Source organism: Streptomyces sp. GD-15H, from assembly GCF_045291515.1.
Taxonomy (GTDB): domain Bacteria; phylum Actinomycetota; class Actinomycetes; order Streptomycetales; family Streptomycetaceae; genus Streptomyces.
Window position 1 is genome coordinate 2,703,779 of record NZ_CP149447.1, and the last position, 24,688, is coordinate 2,728,466.

A 24,688-nucleotide genomic window follows, 5' to 3' on the forward strand; every position below is an offset into this window, starting at 1 on the left:
TCCAAGTCAGTGGTCGTAGGCGGTCAGTGAGCGTAGGACGGGCTGTCCGGTGTGGTCGTTGTGCCAGATCGCGGCGGTCAGCGCGAGGATGCGCTGCATGACGCGGGCGATCACGCCGCCTGGTGTGCGGCCTCGGTGCTGTTCGAGGTTGAGCTGGCCCTTGAAGGTCTCGTTGACCGACTCGATGACCTGCCGCAACGGTTTGAACAGCGGGGCGCCGGGCCGTTCCGCCTCGCCCTTGCGGGCCGGCCGCAGCAGCCGGATGTCCAGTTCGGCAAGCCGGTCTTCGAAGGTGCGGCCGAAGTAGTTCTTGTCACCGATCAGCGTCTGTCCAGGGCGGGCGGAAGTCAGGCCCGGTTCGGCGGCGAGCAGGTCCAGCAGGGTTTCGCGTTCGTCGGCCTTGGCGCCGGTCAGGGCGAAGGCGACGGGCAGGCCCTGCAGGGTGCACACCAGGTGCAGCCGCATGCCCCAGAAGAAGCGGCTGTGACTGGCGCAGTACCCGTACTCGGCCCATCCGGCCAGGTCGGAGCGTTTGACGGTCTCGCGGGAGCGGCCGCATTCCACCGGGGTGGAGTCCACGATCCACACGTCGTCGCTCCATACCGAGGTGTCGGCGGCCAGCAGCCGGGTGACCCGCCGCAGCAGCGCGGCGGCCTTGCGCAGGCGCTTGTTGTAGCCGGGCTGCTGGGGCAGGTACGGGAAGAGGTGCCGCAGGTGACCGCGGGCGTGGCGGAGCCACCTGGCCTCGGAGGTGAAGCCGAGCATGGCCTGCATCATTGCCAGCGTGACGAGTTCGGCGTCGGTGAGCTGCGGGGCGATCCCGACGGCCGGACGCCATGGCGCCAGATGCGGAGACGCTTTCAGCAGGTCGTCGGTCTTCACATAGAGTGCCGTCGCGAGGGTGTCCAGGTTGTTCGTCACAAAACGATCTTGGACGCCCTCGTTTTCGTCTCCGCCGGCACCCCTTGACTTTGATCATCCGGTGAGTCGTGTCCCGCCACCGGTGCACAGAAAGGATCGTGGCATGTCCAGCGACCGTCTCATGCGCATCCGCAGCGCCGAGTTCCAGGCCATGGCCGAGAGGGTCTTGCGGGTCACCGAGCTCACCTCCCGCCTGAACGTCCTGCCTTTCGAAGACGAAGCGGGCAAGGCGGAACTGTTCGAGCAGATCCTTGGCAAGCCACTGCCGCCGAGAGTCACGATCTATCCGCCCTTCTACACGGACCATGGCCTGAACCTCGACCTCGCCGAGCGCGTCTTCATCAACCAGAACTGCACGTTCCTGGACTATGCCGGTATCCGGCTCGGCGAGCGCGTGATGATCGGACCGAAGGTCACGTTCATCACCAGCGGCCACCCGGTTGATCCCGAGGAGCGGCGGTTATACCTCACCGGCGCACCCATCGACGTGGCGGAGAATGTGTGGATCGGTGCCGGTGCCACGATCCTGCCCGGCGTCAGCATTGGCCGTGACGCCGTGGTTGCCGCTGGCGCGGTCGTGGCCGATGACGTTCCGCCGGCAAGCTTGGTGGCCGGCAGTAAGGCAACCGTGCACCGAAAGTGGTGACGGCCTCTTCGGGGCCACGCCGAGCCCAACTGCGGGCAGCCATAACCACATCGGAAGCCTGGAGTCTTCCCGAAGCAACTGGCTCCAGTCCAAGGTGTAAGAGACCCTCCGCTCGCTCCCCGACCCCTTGGAATTGATCATCTAGGTTCTGTCCGGCGGACCATGCCGGAGACGCGGGGTGGGCACCGTCCGTTTCCCCCGACTTGATCCGCCGGGCAGGACCTGGGCCTGCCGTCGCATTCCGATGTGCCGGCTGCGGCTCAGCGCAGTCCGGTCGGGCGGCGGAGCGCCGCCTGCACCAGTCGGTCCACCAGCTCCGGGTACTCGACACCGGTGGCCTGCCACATCTTCGGGTACATCGAGATGGGCGTGAAGCCGGGCATCGTGTTGATCTCGTTGATCACGAACTCGCCGTCCTCGGTGAGGAAGAAGTCCGCGCGCACCAACCCCTCGCAGCCGACCGCCTCGAACGCCTCCACCGCCAGCCTGCGCACCTCGGCCGTCTCCTCGTCGGTCAGCGGTGCGGGCACCAGGCCGGGCGTGGAGTCGATGTACTTGGCCTCGAAGTCGTAGTACGCGTGCGCGTCGGGCGGCGGGATCTCGGCGGGGACCGAGGCGCGCGGGCCCTCCTCGAACTCCAGCACACCGCACTCGATCTCTCGGCCGCGTAGGGCCGCCTCCACCAGGATCTTCGGGTCGTGCCGCCGGGCCACGGCGATCGCCTCGTCCAGGCCGGAGAGGTCGTCGACCTTGGTGATACCGATCGAGGAGCCCGCCCGTGCGGGCTTCACGAACAGCGGCCAGCCGTGCTCACCGGCGAAACCGATGATCTTCTTGCGGGCGGCGGACTCGTCGCGCTCCCATTCGCGCGGCCGGATCACCACGTACGGGCCGACCTTCAGCCCGAAGGAGGTGAACACCCGCTTCATGTACTCCTTGTCCTGGCCGACGGCCGAGGCGAGCACTCCGGATCCCACGTAGGGGACGCCTGAGAGCTCCAGGAGGCCCTGCAGGGTGCCGTCCTCCCCGTAGGGGCCGTGCAGCATCGGGAAGACGACGTCGACCTCGCCGAGCGCCTTGGGCACCGAACCGGGCTCGCTGTAGACGACTTCGCGGTTGCCGGGATCGAGGGGGAGCACCACCGCGCCCTCGGCCGAGTCGGTGAGCTGGTCCACGCTGGGCTGCCGCCGGTCGACGATGGCCATGCGGTCCGGCTCGTCGGCGGTGAGCGCCCACCGGCCGTCCTGGGTGATGCCGATCGGCAGGACCTCGTACTTGGTCCGGTCGATGGCCTTGAGGACGGCGCCGGCGGTGACCACGGAGATCCCGTGTTCGGAGCTGCGCCCGCCGAACACAACGGCCACACGCGGCTTGCGAGGCGGCTGCTCGGGGCTCTGGGGAAGGTTCTCGGTGCTCATATGGCGATGAGAGTACCCGGTGGTACAGCCACGATGAAGCGTCCGCAACGCCGCAAACGGAGGGTCGGCCCGCTGCCGTCGCACGGACGCCGCTCGGTGCGGCTCAGCGCCGCTCCGGCTTCGCGCTGCGCGACATCAGCTCCTTGAGGGCGACCACCGGCGGCTTGCCCTCGTGCACGATGCCGACGACCGTCTCGGTGAGCGGCATGTCGACGCCGTGCCGGCGGGCCAGATCCAGCACCGACTCGCAGGACTTGACGCCCTCGGCGGTCTGCTTCGTGACCGCGACGGTCTCCTCCAGGGTCATACCCTTGCCGAGGTTGGTGCCGAAGGTGTGGTTGCGCGAGAGCGGTGAGGAGCAGGTGGCCACCAGGTCGCCCAGGCCCGCGAGTCCGGCGAAGGTCAGCGGGTCCGCGCCGAGCGCGGCACCGAGCCGGGTGGTCTCGGCGAGCCCGCGGGTGATGAGCGAGCCCTTGGCGTTGTCGCCGAGCCCCATGCCGTCCGCGATGCCGACGGCCAGCCCGATCACGTTCTTCACGGCGCCGCCCAGTTCGCAGCCGACGACGTCGGTGTTGGTGTACGGGCGGAAGTACGGCGTGTGGCAGGCGGCCTGGAGCCGCTGGGCCACGGCCTCGTCGGTGCAGGCGACGACGGCGGCGGCCGGCATCCGGGCGGCGACCTCACGGGCGAGGTTGGGTCCGGTGACCACGGCGATCCGGTCGGCGCCGACTCCGGCGACGTCCTCGATCACCTCGCTCATCCGCATGGCGGAGCCGAGTTCGACGCCTTTCATCAGCGACACCAGGACCGTGTCCGGGGCGAGCAGCGGCTTCCACCCGGCGAGGTTGGCGCGCAGCGTCTGCGAGGGGATCGCGAGGACGGTGAAGTCGGCGTCGCGCGCGGCCTCGGCGGCGTCGGTGGTGGCCCGCAGGTTCTCCGGGAGTTCGACACCGGGCAGGTAGTCGGGGTTGGTGCGGGTGGAGTTGACCGCTTCCACGAGTTCGGGACGCCGTGCCCACAGCACGACGTCGCATCCCGCGTCGGCGAGCACCATGCCGAAGGCCGTGCCCCACGATCCGGTGCCGAAGACGGCAGCCTTGACCGGCTTGCTCACTTGCCCAGCCCCTCTTTCCGCGCGGCGGCCCGTTCGCCGGGCCTGTGCTCCTCCTGCCGCCGGTCCTCCGGCGATCCCTGCTCCGGCACGCCGCGCCCCGGTGACCCGTGGTCGGGCGAACCGTGGTCCGACGATCCGTCCCGCCGCCTCCGCCGGGTCTGCGCCCGGGTCCTGCGGCCCTGCTCCGAGCGCTCACGGCGCGGGTCGTAGGGCACCTCGGGGGCCTTCTCCCCGCGGATCTCCTCCAGCAGACGGGTCACCGCCGCCATGATGGCCTCGGTCGCCTCCTTGAGCAGCTCCGGGGTCATCTCCCGGTCGTAGAAGCGGTCCAGGTCCACGGGCGGTCCGGCCAGCACGCGGTGGGTCTTGCGCGGGAAGAAGCGGGGCTTGGTGGCGTACGGCGGCAGCACCTCGTTGGCGCCCCACTGCGCGACCGGGATGACGGGGCACTTGGTCCGCAGGGCCACTCGCGCGGCACCGGTCTTGCCGGTCATGGGCCAGCCGTGCGGATCGCGGGTGAGGGTGCCCTCGGGGTAGAAGGCGACGCATTCACCGCGCTCCACGGCGTCGATCGCGGCCCGGAAGGCGCTGAGCGCGTCCGTGCTTTCCCGGTAGACGGGGATCTGCCCGGTACCCCGCATCGCGGCACCGACGAATCCCTTCTTGAAAAGACCGCTCTTCGCCAGGAATCGCGGAACGCGACCGGTGTTGTATTGAAAGTGCGCATAGGCGAAGGGGTCGATGTGCGAATTATGGTTCACCGCGGTGATAAATCCGCCCTCGGCCGGAATATTCTCCATTCCGCGCCAGTCCCGCTTGAGCAGAACCACCAGCGGCGGTTTACAGAGAACCGCGGCGAAGCGGTACCAAAAGCCGATTCTGCGGCGCGGCACAGGGACACCTTCCTCTAAGTCCTGGAGCCGGGGGGCCAGGCGGGCCGCACAAGTGTCGCCCCGGGCCGCCGGTCTGTCGAGAACACCGTACGCCCCGGCCCCCTGGCCACCGGGTGCCACGGGGGACAATGGCGCCGACGAGAGAGGGACGTAACACGCGTGCAGTGGACCCTGGTGGTACCCCTGAAACCGCTGGCCGAGGCCAAGAGCAGGCTCGCGGACACCGCGGACGACGCGGTGCGTCCGGAGCTCGCCCTGGCCTTCGCCCAGGACACGATCGCGGCCGCGCTGGCCTGCCGCGCCGTGCGCGAAGTGGTGGTCGTCACGGACGACGCCCTGGCCGGCCGTGAGCTGGCCGCGCTCGGCGCCCACATCGTCTCCGACGAACCGGGCGGCGGCCTGAACGCGGCACTCGCCCACGCGGCCGCCACCGTGCGGGCCTTCCGGAACGCGGGGCCCGTGGCGGCCCTCAACGCCGATCTTCCCGCGCTGCGCCCGGCCGAATTGACCCGTGTCCTCGACGGGGCCGCCGCATTCCCGCGTGCCTTCCTCTCCGATGCCGCGGCCGTCGGCACCACACTGCTCTCCGCTGCACCGAACGAGGAATTGCGCCCTTCCTTCGGCCCCGGTTCCCGGGCCCGGCACCGGGCGTTCGGAGCCGCCGAACTCCGCCTGGACGCGGTGGATTCCGTACGGCAGGACGTGGACACGGGCGACGATCTGCGGGCGGCGCTGGCGCTGGGCGTGGGACCCCGCACGGCAACCGCCACCGCGCGGCTGCTGATCGCGGAGCAGTAGGCTGCCGACATGCAGGCGACCGCGTACACCTACGACCCCGAAAGCCGCAGCGGCCAGGTGCTGCTGGACGACGGCACGCCGGTGCCCTTCGACGCGCGGGCTTTCGACGCCGGAGGCCTCAGGCTGCTGCGCCCCGGGCAGCGTGTGCGCGTCGAGACCCAGGGCGAGGGCGAGGCCCGGCGGATCACGCTGGTGACGCTCCACACGTTCTGACCCGCCGCCGCAGCGCACGGCGCGGGTGCCGGACACACCGCGGGCCGGACTCCGTGAAGGAGTCCGGCCCGGCGCGTGAGTACCGCTCGACTGCCGTTACTTCTTGCGGGCAGTGGTCTTCTTGGCGGTGGTCTTGCGTGCGGTCGACTTCTTGGCGGGCGCCTTCGTGGCCGTGGCCTTCTTCGCCGGGGCCTTCTTGGCGGTCGTCTTCTTCGCCGCGGTGGTCTTGGCGGCCGGCGCGGCCTGCTGGGTGGCGGCCTTCTTCGCCGTCGTCTTCTTGGCGGTCGTCTTCTTCGCCGTCGTCTTCGTGGCGGCGGCCTTCTTCGCGGTCTTCTTGGCGGCGGCCTTCTTCACCGTCGCCGAAGCCCCGCCGGACAGGCTGCCCTTGGGCGCCTTCTTGACGGCGACCTCGCCACCGCGCGGCAGCTTCTTCGAGCCGCTCACCAGGTCCTTGAAGCCCTGTCCCGCCCGGAAGCGCGGCACCGACGTCTTCTTGACCCGAACCCGCTCGCCGGTCTGGGGGTTGCGGGCGTAGCGGGCCGGACGGTCGACCTTCTCGAACGAACCGAAACCGGTGACGGAGACCCGGTCTCCCGCCACCACGGCGCGGACGATGGCATCGAGGACCGCGTCGACGGCGTCGGCGGCCTGCTGTCGGCCGCCCATCTTGTCGGCAATCGCTTCTACGAGCTGCGCCTTGTTCACGTCTTCCCCTTCGGAGACATCGCCCGAACGAATTCGTTCAAGCATTTTCGCACGTTAGGCAGATATATACCGCAAATCAAACACGAAACGGGCTTATCACCCTTGTGCCGCAACGAACTCGGCTGCCTTGACTGGTTCAGCGTTCCTCGTCGGGGAATCGGCCCTCGTCGAGGTCCGTGATGAACAGTTCCAGCCGCCTTGCCGCGTTGGCGAGATCGTGCTTGGCCGCGGCCGTAATGACCAGCAGCTTCCGGGTCAGCGCCATCCGTACGCCCTCCGGTACTTGCAGTGCGCGCACTTTTGCATGCGCTTCTTTGAGCCGGGCCGCGACCAGCGTGTAGAGCTCGAGTTGGCCGTCGCGTTCCATGCACAGATTGTGCCATCTGGGGCAAGTTGTCGCCTGCGCAGGGGGCAACTGGCGCCTCGGACGGCGGTCCGGGCACACTCGGAGATCACGCGCACGCGACACGTGTACCCCGACAACCACCTTCATAACGTGGGAAGTTGCAAGGCCTCAAGAGGGCGCGCGGGGCCGAACGGGTGCAGACACGGCCGTACCCCCGATCGGTCCGATCGGGGGTACGGAGGGAGGGTTGGGGTGGCTGAAAGTCGACCTGCCGCGAGGACTTCGCGTCAGGCGGCCGGGACTGTGATCGTCTGCGGCTTGTACGACGGGCGCTTCGCCTCGTAGGCGGAGATGTCCGCCTCGTTCCGCAGGGTGAGGGAGATGTCGTCGAGCCCGTTCAGCAGCCGCCAGCGGGAGTTCTCGTCGAGCTCGAAGGGGGCGGTGATGCCCTCGGCGCGCACCTCGCGGGCCTCCAGGTCGACGGTGATCTCGACCTGCGGGTCGCGCTCGGTGAGCTCCCACAGCGCGTCCACGGTCTTCTGCTCGAGGACCACGGTGAGCAGTCCGTTCTTCAGCGAGTTGCCGCGGAAGATGTCGGCGAAGCGGGAGGAGATCACGGTCTTGAAGCCGTAGTTCTGCAGTGCCCAGACGGCGTGCTCGCGGGAGGAGCCGGTGCCGAAGTCGGGGCCGGCCACCAGGACCGTGGCGCCTTCCCGCTCGGGGCGGTTGAGCACGAACTCGGGGTCCTTGCGCCAGGCCTCGAACAGCCCGTCCTCGAACCCGTCCCGCGTCACCTTCTTGAGCCAGTGGGCGGGGATGATCTGGTCGGTGTCGACGTTGCTGCGGCGCAGCGGGACGGCCCGGCCGGTGTGCGTGGTGAATGCTTCCATGGCTCTCAGACTCCAGCGGGCGTACGGGTGTCGGCGGCGAGGTCGGCCGGGGAGGCCAGGTGGCCGAGGACCGCGGTGGCGGCGGCGACCTGCGGGGACACCAGGTGGGTACGGCCGCCCTTGCCCTGCCGGCCCTCGAAGTTGCGGTTGGAGGTGGACGCGGAGCGCTCACCGGGGGCGAGCTGGTCGGGGTTCATGCCCAGGCACATCGAGCAGCCCGCGTGCCGCCACTCGGCGCCGGCCTCCTTGAAGACCACGTCCAGTCCCTCGGAGACGGCCTGCAGCCCCACCCGCGCGGAGCCGGGGACGACCAGCATCCGTACGCCGTCGGCGATTTTGCGGCCCTTGACGATGTCCGCGGCGGCGCGCAGGTCCTCGATCCGGCCGTTGGTGCAGGAGCCTACGAAGACGGTGTCCACGTTGATGGAGCGCAGCGGCTGGCCGGCCGCCAATCCCATGTACTCCAGGGCCTTTTCGGCGGCGAGGCGCTCCGAGGCGTCTTCGTACGAGGCGGGGTCGGGGACCTCGGCCGAAAGCGGCACGCCCTGGCCCGGGTTGGTGCCCCAGGTGACGAACGGGGACAGCTGGGAGGCGTCGATGACGACCTCGGCGTCGAACTCGGCGTCGTCGTCGGTGCGCAGCGTCTTCCAGTAGGCGACGGCCGCGTCCCAGTCCTCGCCCTGCGGGGCGTGCGGACGGCCCTTGAGATAGGCGAAGGTCGTCTCGTCGGGGGCGATCATGCCCGCGCGGGCACCGGCCTCGATCGACATGTTGCAGATGGTCATGCGGGCCTCCATCGAGAGCTTCTCGATGGCCTCGCCCCGGTACTCCAGGATGTAGCCCTGGCCGCCGCCGGTGCCGATCCGGGCGATGACCGCCAGGATCAGGTCCTTGGCCGTGACACCGCCGGGCAGTTCGCCGTCGACGGTGATCGCCATGGTCTTGGGGCGGGCCATCGGCAGCGTCTGGGTGGCCAGTACGTGCTCGACCTGGGAGGTGCCGATGCCGAAGGCCAGTCCGCCGAACGCGCCGTGCGTGGAGGTGTGCGAGTCTCCGCAGACCACGGTCATGCCGGGCTGGGTCAGACCCAGCTGCGGCCCGACGACGTGCACGACGCCCTGCTCGACGTCGCCCAGCGAGTGCAGCCGGACGCCGAACTCGGCGCAGTTCGCCCGCAGCGTCTCCAGCTGAACCCGGGAGACCGGGTCGGCGATGGGCTTGTCGATGTCGAGGGTCGGGGTGTTGTGATCCTCGGTCGCGATGGTCAGGTCGAGCCGGCGCACGGTGCGGCCGCTCTTGCGGAGGCCGTCGAAGGCCTGGGGGCTGGTCACCTCGTGCAGCAGGTGCAGATCGATGAAGAGGAGGTCGGGCTCGCCCTCGGCGCGCCGGACGACGTGGTCGTCCCAGACCTTCTCCGCGAGTGTCCTACCCATCGCTTTCCCTCCGACCGGCACACACGCGCCGGCCCAACTAGAGATCTGTGAGGAGACGGCGCCCCCACCCCTGATTCCGGGCGTCGCCGCCAGGCCCGGTGATCCACGGGCCACGGTGCTTCCTACTGGTCAGCGCCCAGCACTGATCGCGTCGTGCGGAATGCTTCGCGCTGATTGCCTCGTACGTCAAGAGTGGCGTGTTCCACCGAAAACTGAACTTGCGTTTCACAGAGTGAGACGCAAGTATCGTTGCATGGACAACAGTAGCGGCGTCGGCGTTCTGGACAAGGCGGCCCTCGTCCTGAGCGCTCTGGAGTCCGGCCCGGCCACCCTCGCGGGGTTGGTCGGTGCGACCGGACTGGCACGACCCACGGCCCACCGCCTGGCCGTGGCACTGGAACACCACCGCCTGGTGGCGCGCGACATGCAGGGCCGGTTCATCCTCGGCCCGCGCATGGCCGAACTGGCCGCGGCGGCGGGCGAGGACCGTCTGCTCGCCACGGCGGGCCCGGTACTCACCCATCTCCGCGACATCACCGGCGAGAGCGCCCAGCTCTATCGCCGGCAGGGTGACATGCGCATCTGCGTCGCCGCCGCGGAGCGCCTGTCGGGCCTGCGGGACACGGTCCCGGTGGGTTCCACGCTCACGATGAAGGCCGGTTCCTCCGCGCAGATCCTGATGGCCTGGGAGGAGCCGGAGCGACTGCACCGCGGCCTGCAGGGCGCCCGCTTCACGGCGACGGCCCTGTCGGGTGTCAGGCGCCGCGGCTGGGCGCAGTCGATCGGGGAGCGCGAGCCCGGTGTCGCCTCCGTCTCCGCGCCGGTGCGCGGCCCGTCGAACCGCGTGGTGGCCGCCGTCTCGGTGTCGGGGCCCATCGAGCGCCTGACCCGTCACCCGGGCCGTATGCACGCCCAGGCCGTCATCGACTCCGCCGCCCGCCTCTCCGAGGCGCTGCGCCGCTCCTGACCCCATCCGCCCTTCGGGAACGGGCCCGCCTCAACGCCGCGGCAGGCCCTCCCCGGGCTCACGTCCCGCCGCACCTCGATACGCGGACAGGAAAAAGCCCCCACCGAGGTGGAGGGCTTTCCTTCTGTATACCTGTGTACCCCCGACCGGATTCGAACCGGCGCTACCGCCTTGAGAGGGCGGCGTGCTAGGCCGCTACACAACGGGGGCGTGGACACTGCGTTTCCGCAGGTCCGAGCTGGTCTACCTGGACTCGAACCAAGACTAACTGAACCAGAATCAGTCGTGCTGCCAATTACACCATAGACCAATGATGGTTTAGACCAGTTCAGTACCCCCGACCGGATTCGAACCGGCGCTACCGCCTTGAGAGGGCGGCGTGCTAGGCCGCTACACAACGGGGGCCCTGGCGATCCTCACCCGGCCGAAGCCGGATGGTGTCACCGTGAGGACAGTGGGCGCTACCCGGCCGCCCTCGCGGGATGGATCTGTACCCCCGACCGGATTCGAACCGGCGCTACTGCCTTGAGAGGGCAGCGTGCTAGGCCGCTACACAACGGGGGCTTCGCGGATGAGATCCGCAGGTGCAGATGAGCTCTGCGAGCTGGCCTACCTGGACTCGAACCAAGACTAACTGAACCAGAATCAGTCGTGCTGCCAATTACACCATAGGCCACTGGAACGCAATCCCCGGAGGGTCCTTGTTCTAGCAGTGCGCCCGAGGTTTGTGGCCTTCCGGCCCGGTCCCCCGCGACGCAGGAAGAACATTACCCGATGCCGGACCCGGCTCCAAAACGAGTATCCGCGCCGAGGAGCGCGGGGAGTTCGCCGAGGGAGGCGATCCTGCGCGGCCCGACGGGTGGCTCCAGGGTCGCGTACGCACCGCCGCGGTCGATCCACACCGACAGCAGTCCCGCGTCCGCGGCGCCCCGGCCGTTGATCTCCGGGTGGTCGCCCACGTACGCGACCTGGTCGGGCGGCAGCGCCAGGACCTCGCAGGCCGCCAGGAAGGCACCGGCCTCGGGTTTGGAGACGCCCAGCTCGGCGGCGCACAGGATGGCCTCGAAGCGGTCGCGGACGCCGAGGACGCGCAGCTTGCGGTCCTGGACGTGGAGACTGGAATTGGACAGCACCGCGTGCCGGTGGCTGGCGGCGAGCGCGTCGAGGACCGGCAGGACGTCCGGGAACAGGGCCCAGGCCGACTCGTAGTGCACCAGGTAGCGCCGGAACCAGTCGTCGGCCTCGTCGTCGGTCAGCTCGCGCCCCAGGAAGACCCGGGTGCGGTCGCGCCGCTGGGTCTCGAAGTCGACCTCCCCCGCGGCGAACCGGGCCCACTGGACATCGGTGATCTCCCGCCAGCGCAGCAGCGCCTCCTCCACGGAGGCGTACCCGGCGAGCAGTTCCTCGGCCAGCAGATGCGCCCGCATGCCCTCGCGGTTGGCGGAGGTGTAGTCGAAGAGTGTGTCGTCCACGTCCCAGACGACGGCTCGGATCGCCATGGGACCGACGGTACCCAAGAACGGCCGAGGGGCGGCGCCCGGGTGCTCCGGACGCCGCCCCTCACCTGCGGTCGAGCTACGCGGCGAGCCTCGCCAGGGCCGCGTCGATGCGGGTCAGGGTCTTCTCCTTGCCCAGGACCTCGAGGGACTCGAAGAGGGGCAGGCCGACCGTGCGGCCGGTGACGGCGACGCGGACCGGGGCCTGGGCCTTGCCGAGCTTGAGGCCGTGGGCCTCGCCGGCGGCCAGGACGGCCTCCTTCAGGGACTCGGGGGACGTCCAGTCGGCCGCGTCCAGCTTCTCGCGGGCGGTGCGCAGCAGGGCGTCGGAGCCCTCCTTCATCGCCTTGGTCCAGGAGGCCTCGTCGAAGACCGGCTCCGGCAGGAACAGGAAGTCGACGTTGTCGGTGATCTCCGACAGCACCTTCAGCCGGGTCTGCGCGTGCGGGGCGATGGCCTGCCACTTGGCCTCGTCGAAGGCCTCCGGGGCCCAGGGGGCGACGGGCGCCTTCAGCCAGGGGCGGCAGCGCTCGGTGAAGTCCTTCACCTCCAGCAGGCGGATGTGGTCGGCGTTGATCGCCTCGCACTTCTTCAGGTCGAAGCGGGCCGGGTTCGGCTGCACGTCCGCGACGTCGAAGGCCGCGACCATCTCCTCCATCGTGAAGATGTCCTGGTCGGCCGAGAGCGACCAGCCCAGCAGGGAGAGGTAGTTGAGCAGTCCCTCGGGGAGGAAGCCGCGCTCGCGGTAGAGGTTGAGCGAGGCCTGCGGGTCACGCTTGGAGAGCTTCTTGTTGCCCTCGCCCATGACGTAGGGCAGGTGGCCGAAGCGGGGGGTCTGCTTGGCGATGCCGAGTTCGGTCAGCGCCTTGTAGAGGGCGATCTGGCGCGGGGTGGAGGAGAGCAGGTCCTCGCCGCGCAGGACGTGGGTGATCTCCATCAGGGCGTCGTCGACCGGGTTGACCAGCGTGTACAGCGGGGCGCCGTTGGCGCGGACGATGCCGTAGTCCGGGACGTTCTCCGGGGTGAAGGTCAGCTCGCCGCGGACCAGGTCGGTGAAGGTGATCGTCTCGTCGGGCATCCGGAAGCGGACGATCGGCTCGCGGCCCTGGGCCTTGTACTCCTCGACCTGGGCGTCGGTCAGGTCACGGCAGTGGCCGTCGTACCCGGAGGGCTTGCCGGCGGCGCGGGCGGCCTCACGGCGGGTGTCCAGCTCCTGCTGGGAGCAGTAGCAGCGGTAGGCGTGGCCGACGTCGAGGAGCTTGGCGGCGACGTCCTGGTAGATGTCCATGCGCTGCGACTGGCGGTACGGCGCGTGCGGGCCGCCGACCTCGGGGCCCTCGTCCCAGTCGAAGCCGAGCCAGCGCATCGCGTCGAGGAGCTGGTCGTACGACTCCTCGGAGTCGCGGGCCGCGTCGGTGTCCTCGATGCGGAAGACCAGCGTGCCCTGGTGGTGCTTGGCGAACGCCCAGTTGAACAGGGCGGTGCGGACCAGGCCCACGTGGGGGTTGCCGGTGGGGGACGGGCAGAAACGGACGCGTGGGGGTACCCCCTGTCCGAGCGTGGTCGAGGACTTGGGGGAGGGGGAAGGGGAACCTGCTGCGCTAGCCACGCTTGACAACCTTGTTGGTGAGAGTGCCGATGCCTTCGATGGTGACGGCGACCTCGTCGCCGACGTTGAGGGGGCCGACGCCGGCCGGGGTGCCGGTGAGGATCACGTCGCCGGGGAGCAGCGTCATCGCCTCGGAGATGTTGACGATCAGGTCCTCGATGGAGTGGACCATCTCGCTGGTACGGCCGAGTTGGCGCTGCTCTCCGTTGACCGTGAGCTGGACGGTGAGGTCGCCGGCGGCCGCGATGTCCAGGTCCGTCTCCACCCAGGGGCCGAGCGGACAGGAGGTGTCGAAGCCCTTGGCCCGCGCCCACTGCTTCTCCCGCCGCTGGACGTCACGGGCGGTGACGTCGTTGGCGCAGGTGTAGCCGAAGATCACGTCCTTGACCCGGTCGCGCGGGACCTCACGGCACATCCTGCCAATCACCACGGCCAGTTCGGCCTCGTGGTGCACCTCCTGGGAGAAGGAGGGGTACTGGATGTCGTCGCCGGGGCCGATCACCGAGGTGGCGGGCTTGAAGAAGGCGAACGGGGCGTCGGGCACCTCGTTGCCCATCTCCCTCGCGTGTTCGGCGTAGTTGCGGCCGAAGGCCACCACCTTGTTGGGAAGCACCGGGGGCAGCAGCCTGACCTTGCTCACCGGGACCTTCGTACCGGAGAGTTCGAAGTCCGTGAACGGGATGCCCTTGATGATGTCCAGGACGAGCTCGTCCTGCTGGTCGCCCTCGACCGCGCCGAAGGCGACGTTCCCGTCGATGGAGAATCTGGCGATGCGCACGGGATTCTTGGCCCCTTGACCTTGACTGAGCTGGCTGGAGTCTGACGCTCCAGGCTAACGCGGCAGGGTGCGCACGCCTCGCGCATGACAGGCGGCGCCCCCTGACCGGGGGACAGGGGACGCCGCCTGGATGCGGGCCCGGCACGGGACCGGACGGGCCCGGGCGCCTTGAGCGTTTCGGGGCCGGCGCGCGTACTGATCGACACTGGGGCCGGGGAAGGCTGGGAGGGTGCTAGTTCGCGGCGCCGGCCGCGACCGGGACCTCCATGAGGACGGTGCGCCTGGGATTGGCGGTCTGGGCCGGGAGTTCGGCGGTGTGCTCCTGGTGGACCGGCGTCTGCAGTTCGGCGGCGCCGTCGAGGTGCGCCAGCGTCGTGCGCCGCGGGTTGGCGATCTTGTGGAACATCATCGTCGTCTTCACTGTTTACTCGAACCTGTCCTGTTCACGAGGCGTCCGAAGGGGGTCCGGGGACCACCCTTCGGACGCGGGTTGTCTGTTTTGCCATCCCTGTAAAGCGCCAGGCTAAACACCTGATTCCCCGCCGATCGCCGCGAGGAGTCACGATCATCGTGTGAGTTTGCTCACGAATCGATGACCAAATGGGTCAATCCGGACCGGTGCGTCATCCCGCCGAAACGGACATTGACCCCCTGAATGCACCATTCCGCTCCCGATCATCGCTACTGGGACACCTCGCGAGCCCTGCCGAATCAACCCCATTGACCCCCTTTGCGCGAGATCAATTTCCACGGCCGGTGATCCCTCCGTCACGCGGCGTCACGCAAGTCACGGCATGACCCGCGGGCCTTGTTGGGGCATCCCGCACTGTGCTGGAATTCCCCGGACCGCCGCAGTTATCGATCCGGCGCACAGGGGGCGCACAAAGGCGCCATTGTGGCGGTGAGCAGCAAGGGGGAACCCACGCCGGTCACTCACGACCACCACGGGGGCGTATTCAGGGCGCCCCTATGACGCCGACACCGTGCCCCGCCGTTCACGCGGAGGGGCGCCTGGTCCAGAGGTTGCGACGCTAGTGCAGGGACGTTTCAAGAGGGATGGCAGCGCTTCGGCGGAGCCGGAGCAGCACGGCGGGACTGGCCCCAGGGCCGTCGGCTCCTCGCCCCAGCACGCCCAGAACCAGGGCCCGGCCGCGAACGGTGACGGCGGCGAACGACCTGGCCGTCCCGGCGTCACGCTCGCGGGACCGGCGGGCACGCCCCCCACTTTGCCGAAGCCCTCGCAGGGCCCCGACGGCCCGGGGCCGCGCGTGGCCCTGCGCAACTGGCGCATCTCCACCCGTCTGGTGTCGCTGCTCGCGCTTCCGGTGGTCGCGGCCACCTCGCTGGGCGCCCTGCGTATCAACCAGTCGATGGACGACATCCAGCAGCTCGACAACATGAAGCTGCTGACGGACATGACCCAGGAGGCCACCGAGCTCGCCGCCGCGCTCCAGGAGGAGCGCGACCAGTCGGCCGGCCCGCTGGCGCACGGCGGCAAGGCCACCGACTTCACGGTCAAGGGCCACCGCGAGAAGACCGACCGGGCCCTGAAGAACTTCCTCGACAGCTCCGAGGAGATCGACAGTGCCAGCAAGGACGGCAACCTCAAGGGCGTCCGCGACAACCTGGTCCAGCTCGCCGGCGACCTGGGCAACCTCGCGAAGATCCGCAACACGGCCTACGTGTCGGAGCGGAACTCCACACAGACCGTCGAGGGCTACCACCGTCTGATCGAGAAGCTGACCGACCTCTCCCAGGACATGGCCGAGGCGACCAGCAACCCCGAGATGATCCAGCGCACGCGCGCCCTGGCCTCTTTCTCCGCCGCCAAGGAGTACGCGTCGATCCAGCGCGCGGTCCTCGCGGCGGCGCTGCCCGCCAGCAACACCACCTTCGGCGACCTCTCCGAGAACGACCGGCTCTACGCCGAGTCGGCGCTGGAGAGCCAGACGTCCGAGCTGCGCAGCTTCAAGAGCATCTACGGCGAGGACAAGGCCACCGAGCTGCTGCTGCCCATCGAGAACGGCAACGCCACCATCAAGGCCACCGACAAGTACGCGGGCCGCGCCCTGGTGTCGGCCGGCGGTCTGGAGTCGATGGACAAGCGGTCCTACCGGGACTGGCTGGACGACAGCTCCACCAAGATCCAGCAGATGAAGAACGTCGAGCACACGCTGCTCGAGGAGATGGAACAGAAGGCCCGTGAGCTGCGCAGCGCCACCGAGCGCGACGCGATCATCTCCGGTGCGCTGATCCTGATCGTGCTCGGTGTGTCGCTGGTCGGCGCCTTCGTCGTGGCCCGCTCCATGATCCGCTCGCTGCGCCGCCTCGAGGACACCGCGACCAAGGTCGCCCAGGAACGCCTGCCCGAGCTGGTCAAGCATCTGTCCGAGTCCGACCCGCAGGACGTCGACACGTCCGTGGAGTCGGTCGGTGTGCACTCCCGGGACGAGATCGGCCGGGTGGCCGCGGCCTTCGACGACGTGCACCGCGAGGCGGTCCGACTGGCCGCCGAGCAGGCCCTGCTGCGGGGCAACGTCAACGCGATGTTCACCAACCTCTCGCGCCGCTCCCAGGGCCTGATCCAGCGCCAGCTGTCGTTGATCTCCGAACTGGAGTCCCGCGAGGCCGACCCGGACCAGCTGTCCTCGCTGTTCAAGCTGGACCACCTGGCCACGCGTATGCGCCGCAACGGTGAGAACCTGCTCGTCCTCGCGGGTGAGGAGCCCGGCCGACGGTGGACCCGCCCGGTCCCGCTGGTCGACGTGCTGCGTGCCGCCGCGTCCGAGGTGGAGCAGTACGAGCGCATCGAACTGACCGCCGTGCCGACCACCGAAGTGGCCGGCCGGGTCGTCAACGACCTCGTGCACCTGCTGGCCGAGCTGCTGGAGAACGCGACCTCGTTCTCCTCCCCGCAGACCAAGGTCAAGGTCACCGGTCACGCGCTGCCCGACGGCCGCGTGCTGATCGAGGTCCACGACACCGGTATCGGCCTGTCGCCGGAGGACCTGGCGGCGATCAACGAGCGGCTCGCCTCGCCGCCCACCGTGGACGTGTCCGTCTCCCGCCGCATGGGCCTGTTCGTGGTCGGCCGGCTGTCGCAGCGGCACGGCATCCGCATCCAGCTGCGCCCGTCCGACTCCGGTGGCACGACCGCGCTGGTCATGCTGCCCGTCGATCTCGCCCAGGGCGGCAAGAAGCCCCAGGGCAAGCCCGGTCAGCCGGGTGCCGGCGGTCCCGCCGCCGCGCAGGCCGTGGCCGGTGCCTCGGCGGCACGGCGGTCCGCCGGTGGCGGTCAGTCCGGCGCCGGTGCCCCCGGTGCCGGTGCGCCCGGCGGTGGCAGGCTCGCCACCGGCCAGGGTCCGAGGGCCGCGCTGCCCGGACGGGACGGCCAGGGCCGGCCGGGTGCCCCGGGCGGGGCACGTGGTCCGCAGGGTCAGCCGGGCAGGTCTTCCGCGCCGTCGTTGTTCGAGCAGGGCGGCGCTCCCTCCGCACCCGGTCAGGGCCGTCCGTCCCCGCCGGCGCGGGTGCCGGCTACGGCGGCCAGGCTCCGGGCGCCCCGCAGGGGCTGCAGTCCCCGGGCCAGGGCAGAGCACAGGGCCAGGACCTGTTCGGCGGCCGGGGTTCCGTGCCGCCGCAGCGGGGCGACGGCAACATCGAGCGCGGCCGTCGTCCGCAGCTGCCGCCGCGCGGTGGTCCGCGCGCCGAGCTGCCCGGCGGCGACCAGCAGCCGCGGGTACCCAGCTGGAGCGACGAGAACGCCCAGCCGCCGGTGCCCCGAGCCCCGCTGGACGCCCCGCGCGGCCACGAGGAGCCGGACGCCTCCCGGACGAGCGCCATGCCGCGGTTCGACGACCTCCAGGGTCCCGGCGCGACGGCCGAGATGCCCCGGTTCGACGCCCGGCAGAACCCCGGCTCACCCGCTCCCTACGGCTCCCCCGGTGCCGGCGCTCCGCAGAACGCCGGCCAGTACGGCGGGCCCGACGCGAAGGGCGCCCAGAACACGGGGCAGTTCGTCCGCGGCGACATCTACGGCACTCCCTCGGACCAGTACAGCGGACAGAACCCGTCCCACACCGGCCAGTTCCCCGCCCCGCAGGGCTACGACAACGGCTCCGCCGACCGGTACCCGGCTCCGGAGCGGGACGGCGGCGCTCCCGCGCGGCACGCCCTCCCGGAGGGCCCGAACCTCGCGGACCCAGCCTCCACCGGCCAGTTCGAGCGTCCGCAGTCGAACGGAACGCGTGGAGCCGACTTCGGCGCCCAGCGTCCCGCGGCTCCGCAGCAGCGGCCGGACCGCCAGCAGCCGGGCCACGGGTCCGCGCCGCAGCGGCCCGGCGACGGCCGCGCGCCGAGCGACGCCTGGGCACTGCCGCCGGCGTCCGGCCCCGGTGACGGGCGCACCCCCCTCTACGACACCCTGGAGACCAACTGGTTCCACGGTGCCCGGGAGCAGGAGCAGGGCGATCCCCCGGCTCCGGCCCAGCAGCCGCAACAGCAGCAGCCGTCGCAGCCGCAGGGGCCCACCGGCCCGCAGCGGTCCGTTGCCTCCACCTGGCGCAGCTCGCCCAACGACGAGCTGGTCCGGCAGGCCGAACGTGTCCGGCAGCCGGCCGCGGGCGGCGTCACCACCTCCGGCCTGCCGCGCCGGGTGCCCAAGGCGAACCTCGTCCCGGGCACGGCTCAACAGCAGACCCACCAGAGTGGTCCGCAGGTCTCCCGCGCGCCCGACGACGTGCGTGGACGGCTGACCAATCTCCGTCGGGGTATCGCACAGGGTCGTCAGGCCGGATCCACGCAGACCGGTGGCTTCCCTCGACCCACTCACCAGCAGGAGCGTTAGTTGAGCCCGATGAGCCAGGCGGCACAGAACCTGAACTGGTTGATCACCAACTTCGTGGACAACACCCCCGGGGTGTCCCACACCGTCGTCGTGTCCGCCGACGGTCTCCTTCTGGCGATGTCCGAGGGCTTCCCGCGCGATCGCGCGGACCAGCTCGCGGCCGTGGCCTCGGGGCTGACCTCCCTGACGGCCGGCGCCTCCCGCATCTTCGAAGGCGGCGACGTCACACAGACGGTCGTCGAGATGGAGCGGGGTTTCCTCTTCCTCATGTCCGTCTCGGACGGCTCGTCGCTGGCCGTTCTCGCGCACCCCGAGTGCGACATCGGCCTCGTCGGCTACGAGATGGCGCTCCTGGTCGACCGCGCGGGGGCGGTCCTCACCCCGGACCTGCGCGCCGAACTACAGGGAAGTCTGCTCCACTGACCGGCCTCGGCACCACCCGTCTCACCAAATCACCGTCCGGCCGCCACAATCCCCCCACCGGCCTCGTCAGACGGCTTGACTGACCGACTTGCTGTCCCGTCCGGAGGACCCATGACCCCGCCCACCGCTTCTCATGATCCGTACGCGGAGCCGTACGAGGATGAGGGCGACCAGCCACTGGTACGTCCGTATGCGATGACCGGTGGCCGGACCAGGCCCCGCTATCAGCTGGCCATCGAGGCACTGATCAGTACGACGGCCGACCCGGCAGCGCTCATGGGGCTCCTCCCGGAGCACCAGCGCATCTGCCATCTGTGCCGTGAGGTGAAGTCGGTCGCCGAGGTGTCGGCGCTCCTGAACATGCCGCTGGGCGTGGCCCGGATCCTGGTGGCGGACCTGGCGGAGGCGGGTCTCGTCGCCGTCCATCAGCCGGGCGGCGACGAGAACACCGGCGCACCGGACGTGACACTGCTCGAAAGGGTGCTCAGTGGACTTCGCAACCTCTAGCGGCGAGGCGGTCTCCGAAAGCCGTGCCACCACTTCCGCGAAGATCGTGGTGGCGGGCGGTTTCGGCGTGGGCAAGACCACGTTCGTCGGCGCTGTCTCGGAGATCAACCCCCTGCGCACCGAGGCCGTCATGACGTCCGCTTCGGCGGGCATCGACGACCTGACCCACACCGGCGACAAGACCACCACCACGGTGGCCATGGACTTCGGCCGTATCACCCTGGACCAGGACCTGATCCTGTACCTCTTCGGTACACCCGGCCAGGACCGCTTCTGGTTCATGTGGGACGACCTGGTGCGCGGCGCCATCGGCGCGATCGTGCTGGTGGACACGCGGAGGCTCGCCGACTGCTTCCCCGCGGTCGACTACTTCGAGAACAGCGGTCTGCCGTTCGTCATCGCGCTGAACGGCTTCGACGGACAGCAGCCGTACCAGCCGGAGGAAGTGCGTGAGGCGCTGCAGATCGGACCCGACACTCCGATCATCACCACCGACGCCCGGCACCGCTCGGACGCCAAGAGCGCGCTGATCACCCTGGTCGAGCACGCCCTCATGGCGCGTCTCCGGTAGCCAATGCCATAACTCCATACGGCAGTTGTCGTAGATATGCCGGGGCCGGCTGTGTCCTTGGACACGGCCGGCCCCGGTGTTCATAACATTTCGGCAGAGGAATCGGGTCGTGCCGACACCCGACGCGTTCGGGCCGTACCCCTATGCGCACGAAGGCCCCGCCTTTTGGCGGGGCTCGTTCTGTTTGACCGTTTTATCTGCGACTTATCTCACTCCGGAACCCCTCCGTCCGCTGTTTGGAAGAGCACTGGTCGACATGCTGGAATGCCTGAACTGCCCATTGGTCAAAGACGCACTCAGTAGTCGTTGGCATGCCGGGCTCTGAGACACTGCGGCACAACGTTGGTGCCGACCGCCGAGAGGTTGTTGGTCGAGTGAGGCGAAGCACGAGCAGTCCCGAGCCGTCGGCCCGGGGCAACTTCACCCCGCCGCCGCGCGGAGCGGCGCCCACCCCCGTGCACGGTGCGGAACCGACGGCCGCGGCCGCCCCGAGCGGCGGCCGCCTCTCCCCGCGCAACTGGCGGGTGGCGACCAGACTGAACGCGATCCTGCTCATACCCGTGCTGGTCGGCCTGGTCATGGGCGGCTTCCAGGTGAAGGACTCGATCGACACCTGGCAGGAGGCCCAGGACGCGGAGAACACCGCGCGTCTGGTCCGGGCCTCCCTCACCTACGCCAACGCCCTCTATCTGGAACGGGACCTCACCGCGGCCCCGCTGCTGCAGGGCAAGGGCGAGGACGACCCGGCCGTCGTCAAGGCCCGTGCCGCCACGGACGAGGCGGCCGACGCCTTCGACGAGGCCGCGCAGAACATGCCGGCGAAGCCGGGCCTGGAACGCCGGCTGGAGCTGCTGCGCGAGGTCGAGCCCAAGCTGACGCCGCTGCGCGAGGCCGCGTACACCTCCAAACTCAAGGGCGTGGAGACCGAAGAGGGCTATCTCGAGGTCGCCCACCCCTTGACGCAGTTCGCCAACGAACTCGGCCTGGGCACCGGCAACATCACCAGCTACGGCCGTACGGTCTACGCGATCTCCCTGACCAAGTCGGCGGTGTCGCTGCAGCGGTCCATCGGTACGCACCTGCTGGTGAAGCCCGGGCCCACCGACAGCCAGCTCGCCAGCCAGCGCGTCGCGCTCTCCTCCTACGCCTACCTCGAGGGCATCGCCGTCCGGGAGTACATCGGCGGGGGCACCGGGGCCGACGCAGCCAAGCTGGATCAACTCGAGCAGGAGATCAAGGCCGACGGCGCGGAGCAGGCCAAGGAGGCGGCGGCCCAGGACCCGGACTACGTCCCGCCGCCCTCCGACCCGCGCACGATGGTCTCCGAGGTCGCGCGCCTCAACTCCACCGACCCGGCCGCCCGCGCCGAGATAGCCGGACGCGGCATCACCCCCGAGAACTGGTGGGCGGTCAACACCCTCAAGTTCGACGGCTACCGCGAGATCGAGTCGGACCTCGCCGACACCGCGGTGGACGAGGCGGCCACCATCGCCGGCGACGCGCAGCGCGATGCCTTCGTCACCGGCAGCGCCGTCGTACTCGCCCTGCTCGCCGCGTTCATCCTGGCCGGCATGGTGGCCCGCCAGATGAGCCGCTCCATGCGCCAGCTGCGCAACGCCGCCTTCGGTATCGCCGAGCAGCGGCTGCCGATGCTGGTCGACCAGCTCTCCCGTACCGACCCCGGCCGGGTCGACACCCGGGTCGCCCCGATCCCGATCACCTCCACGGACGAGATCGGCGAGGTCGCCCGCGCCTTCGACCAGGTCCACCGTGAGGCCGTCCGGCTCGCCTCCGAGCAGGCGCTGCTGCGGGGCAACATCAACGCGATCTTCACCAACCTCTCGCGCCGCAACCAGTCGCTGATCGAGGGACAGCTGACCCTGCTCACCGGCCTGGAGAACAACGAGGCCGACCCGGATCAGCTGGAGAACCTCTTCAAGCTGGACCATCTGGCCACCCGTATGCGCCGCAACGGCGAGAACCTGCTGGTCCTCGCCGGCGAGGAACCCGGCCGCCGCTGGGACCAGCCGGTGCCGCTGGTCGACGTGATCCGCGCCGCCTCCTCCGAGGTGGAGCAGTACGAGCGCGTCGAGCTGTCCGGTGTCCCCGAGGCCGAGATCCACGGCCGGGCCGTGACCGACCTCGTGCACCTGCTGGCCGAGCTGCTGGAGAACGCCACGACGTTCTCCTCCCCGCAGACCAAGGTCCGCGTCACCGCGACCCGTCTCCCCGACGGCCGCGTGATGATCGAGATCCACGACAAGGGCATCGGCCTGACCGCCGAGGACTTCGCGGACATCAACCACAAGCTGGCCAACCCGCCGACCGTGGACGTCGCGATCTCGCAGCGCATGGGCCTGTTCGTGGTCGGTCGGCTGTCCGACCGGCACGGCATCCGCGTCCAGCTGCGCCCCTCGGGCGAGCAGGCCGGTACGACCTCGCTGGTCATGCTGCCGGACGCGATCACCCACGGTGGTGGCGGCGAGACGCAGACCGGTCCCGACGAGTTCACCGTCTCCCAGATCATCCCGGAGCAGAACTACCCGGGCGAGGACTTCAGCCAGCAACAGCAGCAGCCGCTGCGCACCGCGGCGGAACTCGGCTTCGACGACAGCCGCTACGAGGTCCCGGACGACATCCGCGACCTGGACCCGGTCGGCCGTACCCGGATGCGCGAGGAGCGCCGGGCGGCCATGGAGACGCAGAGCCCGCAGCCCGCGCTGTCCGGACCGGACCAGCCCGGCGGCCGGGACGGCGCCGACGAGTCCGCCTACCCCGACGAGTTCGCCGCCCCGCAGGGCTACGACAACGGCCAGGGCTACGACGGCGGTCCGACCGGTTACCCGGATCAGCGGCAGCCCGCCGGATACGACCAGCAGGCGTACGGCGACGGGCAGCAGTCCGCGTACGAGGGACAGCAGCAGCCGGCATACGACGAGTCGTACTACCAGCCGAACAGCCGGCTGCCGCAGGACGACATCCTCTCGTCGAACGGCGGCTACCCGGACCCCTCCTACGCCGAGCCTGCCCAGGACGACTGGCCGCGGCAGGACGGCTACCAGAACGGCTACCCGGCGCAGTACCCCGCGGGTGCCCCGGAGGCGGAGCCCGCCCCGGCCGCTGACGCGACCGCGCAGGACAGCGTAGGCTTCGACCGTCCGGGACCGGCCCACTCCACCTCCCACGAACTCACCGACGCCGGACTTCCGCGCCGGGGGTCCGCCGCGAGCGGCACCGGCGGAGCGCGGCGCGCGAACCAGGAGCCGACGGTCCCGGCACCGGCTTCCGCTGCGGCTCCGGCTCCGCAGGGCGACGGCGACAACTGGCGTTCGGCGAACGACGAGCGCTGGCAGCAGGCGTCCTCGCTGCGGAAGCCCAAGGCGGGCGGGGTGACCTCATCCGGTCTGCCGCGGCGGGTACCCAAGGCCAACCTGGTCGAGGGCGCCGCCGAGACCACCCCTCAGGGAGGCCCCCAGGTCTCCCGCGCCCCGGAAGACATCCGGGGCAGGCTGAGCAACCTGCGGCGCGGCGTCCAGCAAGGCCGCAACGCAGGCAGTGAAACGAACGGCCAGGCCACTGGGAATCACCGCAGTGGTCCTGACAGCACCTACAACCAGGAGCGTTAGTGTGAGCCCGATGAGCCAGGCGGCACAGAACCTGAACTGGTTGATCACCAACTTCGTGGACAACACCCCGGGGGTGTCCCACACGGTGGTGGTCTCCGCCGACGGCCTCCTTCTGGCGATGTCCGAAGGATTTCCCCGTGACCGCGCGGATCAGCTCGCGGCCGTGGCCTCCGGGCTGACGTCGCTGACGGCAGGCGCCTCCCGGATCTTCGAGGGTGGCAGCGTGAACCAGACGGTTGTGGAGATGGAGCGGGGATTCCTGTTCATCATGTCCATTTCCGACGGTTCCTCGCTCGCGGTTCTCGCACATCCCGATGCGGACATCGGTCTCGTCGGGTACGAGATGGCCCTTCTGGTCGACCGAGCCGGTACGGTCCTGACCCCGGACCTTCGTGCGGAGCTCCAAGGGAGCCTGCTCAACTGACAGACGGACGGTGCGGTTTGGCGTCCCGTGGCCGTAAGGTTTCGAGACGCGGCTACCACATGATGGG

The 24,688-nt window shown here is 69.9% G+C and carries 21 protein-coding genes, 5 tRNA genes and 1 pseudogene; 10 read left to right on the forward strand and 17 right to left on the reverse strand.

Going from position 1 to position 24,688, the window contains the following annotated elements:
- Positions 1 to 6: 6 nt before the first annotated feature.
- On the reverse strand, positions 7 to 921 hold the full coding sequence (locus tag WJ438_RS12610; protein WP_406725325.1) for an IS982 family transposase: 915 nt from the start codon (positions 919 to 921) through the stop codon (positions 7 to 9).
- Between the two features lie 103 nt (positions 922 to 1,024).
- Here WJ438_RS12610 and WJ438_RS12615 point away from each other — a divergent pair, with 103 nt between their 5' ends.
- The gene (locus tag WJ438_RS12615; RefSeq protein WP_406725326.1) at positions 1,025 to 1,567 is read left to right on the forward strand and encodes a DapH/DapD/GlmU-related protein; all 543 of its coding nucleotides are present in this window, start codon (positions 1,025 to 1,027) and stop codon (positions 1,565 to 1,567) included.
- A gap of 260 nt (positions 1,568 to 1,827) precedes the next feature.
- Here the strand turns inward: WJ438_RS12615 and WJ438_RS12620 are convergent, their stop codons facing one another.
- From WJ438_RS12620 to WJ438_RS12630, 3 genes are all read right to left on the reverse strand, one after another.
- On the reverse strand, positions 1,828 to 2,985 hold the full coding sequence (locus WJ438_RS12620) for a D-alanine--D-alanine ligase family protein (protein WP_406725327.1): 1,158 nt from the start codon (positions 2,983 to 2,985) through the stop codon (positions 1,828 to 1,830).
- 103 nt (positions 2,986 to 3,088) lie between these two features.
- Positions 3,089 to 4,099: an NAD(P)H-dependent glycerol-3-phosphate dehydrogenase gene (locus WJ438_RS12625; RefSeq protein WP_406725328.1), complete on the reverse strand. Its 1,011-nt coding sequence runs from the start codon at positions 4,097 to 4,099 to the stop codon at positions 3,089 to 3,091.
- Positions 4,096 to 4,992: a lysophospholipid acyltransferase family protein gene (locus tag WJ438_RS12630; RefSeq protein ID WP_406725329.1), complete on the reverse strand. Its 897-nt coding sequence runs from the start codon at positions 4,990 to 4,992 to the stop codon at positions 4,096 to 4,098. Before WJ438_RS12630 ends, WJ438_RS12625 begins: the two co-directional genes overlap by 4 nt.
- A 159-nt stretch (positions 4,993 to 5,151) precedes the next feature.
- Between WJ438_RS12630 and cofC the strand changes: the two genes are divergently transcribed.
- Entirely contained in the window at positions 5,152 to 5,790 is a 639-nt protein-coding gene (gene cofC / locus WJ438_RS12635; protein WP_406725330.1) for a 2-phospho-L-lactate guanylyltransferase, read from the forward strand.
- Positions 5,791 to 5,799: 9 nt separating this feature from the next.
- A complete protein-coding gene (locus WJ438_RS12640; RefSeq protein WP_202276163.1) occupies positions 5,800 to 6,003 on the forward strand; it encodes a hypothetical protein in 204 nt (67 codons plus the stop codon).
- Positions 6,004 to 6,099: 96 nt separating this feature from the next.
- On the opposite strand, the gene WJ438_RS12645 is transcribed toward WJ438_RS12640, so the two are convergent.
- From WJ438_RS12645 to leuC, 4 genes are all read right to left on the reverse strand, one after another.
- The gene (locus tag WJ438_RS12645; protein ID WP_406725331.1) at positions 6,100 to 6,708 is read right to left on the reverse strand and encodes an HU family DNA-binding protein; all 609 of its coding nucleotides are present in this window, start codon (positions 6,706 to 6,708) and stop codon (positions 6,100 to 6,102) included.
- 136 nt (positions 6,709 to 6,844) lie between these two features.
- Positions 6,845 to 7,075, reverse strand: coding sequence for a hypothetical protein (locus tag WJ438_RS12650; RefSeq protein WP_406725332.1), 231 nt, complete (start codon positions 7,073 to 7,075; stop codon positions 6,845 to 6,847).
- A gap of 266 nt (positions 7,076 to 7,341) precedes the next feature.
- A complete protein-coding gene (gene leuD, locus WJ438_RS12655) occupies positions 7,342 to 7,944 on the reverse strand; it encodes a 3-isopropylmalate dehydratase small subunit (RefSeq protein ID WP_406725333.1) in 603 nt (200 codons plus the stop codon).
- Between the two features lie 5 nt (positions 7,945 to 7,949).
- A complete protein-coding gene (leuC, locus tag WJ438_RS12660; RefSeq protein WP_406725334.1) occupies positions 7,950 to 9,377 on the reverse strand; it encodes a 3-isopropylmalate dehydratase large subunit in 1,428 nt (475 codons plus the stop codon).
- Positions 9,378 to 9,630: 253 nt separating this feature from the next.
- Between leuC and ndgR the strand changes: the two genes are divergently transcribed.
- On the forward strand, positions 9,631 to 10,344 hold the full coding sequence (gene ndgR, locus WJ438_RS12665) for an IclR family transcriptional regulator NdgR (protein ID WP_406725335.1): 714 nt from the start codon (positions 9,631 to 9,633) through the stop codon (positions 10,342 to 10,344).
- Positions 10,345 to 10,481: 137 nt separating this feature from the next.
- Here ndgR and WJ438_RS12670 read toward each other — a convergent pair.
- The 9 genes from WJ438_RS12670 to WJ438_RS12710 form a co-directional block, all read right to left on the reverse strand.
- A tRNA-Glu gene (locus tag WJ438_RS12670) sits at positions 10,482 to 10,554 on the reverse strand.
- Between the two features lie 28 nt (positions 10,555 to 10,582).
- Positions 10,583 to 10,654, reverse strand: a tRNA-Gln gene (locus tag WJ438_RS12675).
- A 22-nt stretch (positions 10,655 to 10,676) separates the two neighbouring features.
- Positions 10,677 to 10,749: transfer RNA gene (locus WJ438_RS12680), tRNA-Glu, on the reverse strand.
- Positions 10,750 to 10,835: 86 nt separating this feature from the next.
- Positions 10,836 to 10,908, reverse strand: a tRNA-Glu gene (locus tag WJ438_RS12685).
- Positions 10,909 to 10,948: 40 nt separating this feature from the next.
- Positions 10,949 to 11,020: transfer RNA gene (locus WJ438_RS12690), tRNA-Gln, on the reverse strand.
- Between the two features lie 91 nt (positions 11,021 to 11,111).
- Positions 11,112 to 11,843: an HAD family hydrolase gene (locus tag WJ438_RS12695; protein ID WP_406725336.1), complete on the reverse strand. Its 732-nt coding sequence runs from the start codon at positions 11,841 to 11,843 to the stop codon at positions 11,112 to 11,114.
- Positions 11,844 to 11,919: 76 nt separating this feature from the next.
- Positions 11,920 to 13,449 carry a glutamate--tRNA ligase gene (gene gltX, locus WJ438_RS12700; RefSeq protein ID WP_406725337.1) on the reverse strand — a complete coding sequence of 510 codons (1,530 nt, stop codon included), beginning with the start codon at positions 13,447 to 13,449 and terminating at the stop codon, positions 11,920 to 11,922.
- Positions 13,442 to 14,227, reverse strand: coding sequence for a fumarylacetoacetate hydrolase family protein (locus tag WJ438_RS12705; protein ID WP_406725338.1), 786 nt, complete (start codon positions 14,225 to 14,227; stop codon positions 13,442 to 13,444). Before WJ438_RS12705 ends, gltX begins: the two co-directional genes overlap by 8 nt.
- 232 nt (positions 14,228 to 14,459) lie before the next feature.
- Positions 14,460 to 14,648, reverse strand: a complete 189-nt coding sequence (locus tag WJ438_RS12710; RefSeq protein ID WP_406725339.1) for a hypothetical protein — start codon at positions 14,646 to 14,648, stop codon at positions 14,460 to 14,462.
- Positions 14,649 to 15,261: 613 nt separating this feature from the next.
- Here WJ438_RS12710 and WJ438_RS12715 point away from each other — a divergent pair.
- From WJ438_RS12715 to WJ438_RS12740, 6 genes and pseudogenes are all read left to right on the forward strand, one after another.
- A pseudogene (locus WJ438_RS12715) lies at positions 15,262 to 19,070 on the forward strand (nitrate- and nitrite sensing domain-containing protein).
- Between the two features lie 9 nt (positions 19,071 to 19,079).
- Complete coding sequence (locus WJ438_RS12720) at positions 19,080 to 19,493, forward strand: roadblock/LC7 domain-containing protein (RefSeq protein WP_406729667.1); 414 nt, start codon at positions 19,080 to 19,082, stop codon at positions 19,491 to 19,493.
- Between the two features lie 111 nt (positions 19,494 to 19,604).
- Entirely contained in the window at positions 19,605 to 20,000 is a 396-nt protein-coding gene (locus WJ438_RS12725; RefSeq protein ID WP_109381170.1) for a DUF742 domain-containing protein, read from the forward strand.
- Positions 19,981 to 20,571, forward strand: coding sequence for a GTP-binding protein (locus WJ438_RS12730; protein WP_406725340.1), 591 nt, complete (start codon positions 19,981 to 19,983; stop codon positions 20,569 to 20,571). Before WJ438_RS12725 ends, WJ438_RS12730 begins: the two co-directional genes overlap by 20 nt.
- Before the next feature lie 374 nt (positions 20,572 to 20,945).
- Positions 20,946 to 24,197: a nitrate- and nitrite sensing domain-containing protein gene (locus WJ438_RS12735; RefSeq protein ID WP_406725341.1), complete on the forward strand. Its 3,252-nt coding sequence runs from the start codon at positions 20,946 to 20,948 to the stop codon at positions 24,195 to 24,197.
- 10 nt (positions 24,198 to 24,207) lie between these two features.
- Positions 24,208 to 24,621, forward strand: a complete 414-nt coding sequence (locus WJ438_RS12740; RefSeq protein WP_037791334.1) for a roadblock/LC7 domain-containing protein — start codon at positions 24,208 to 24,210, stop codon at positions 24,619 to 24,621.
- The last annotated feature ends 67 nt before the right edge of the window (positions 24,622 to 24,688 follow it).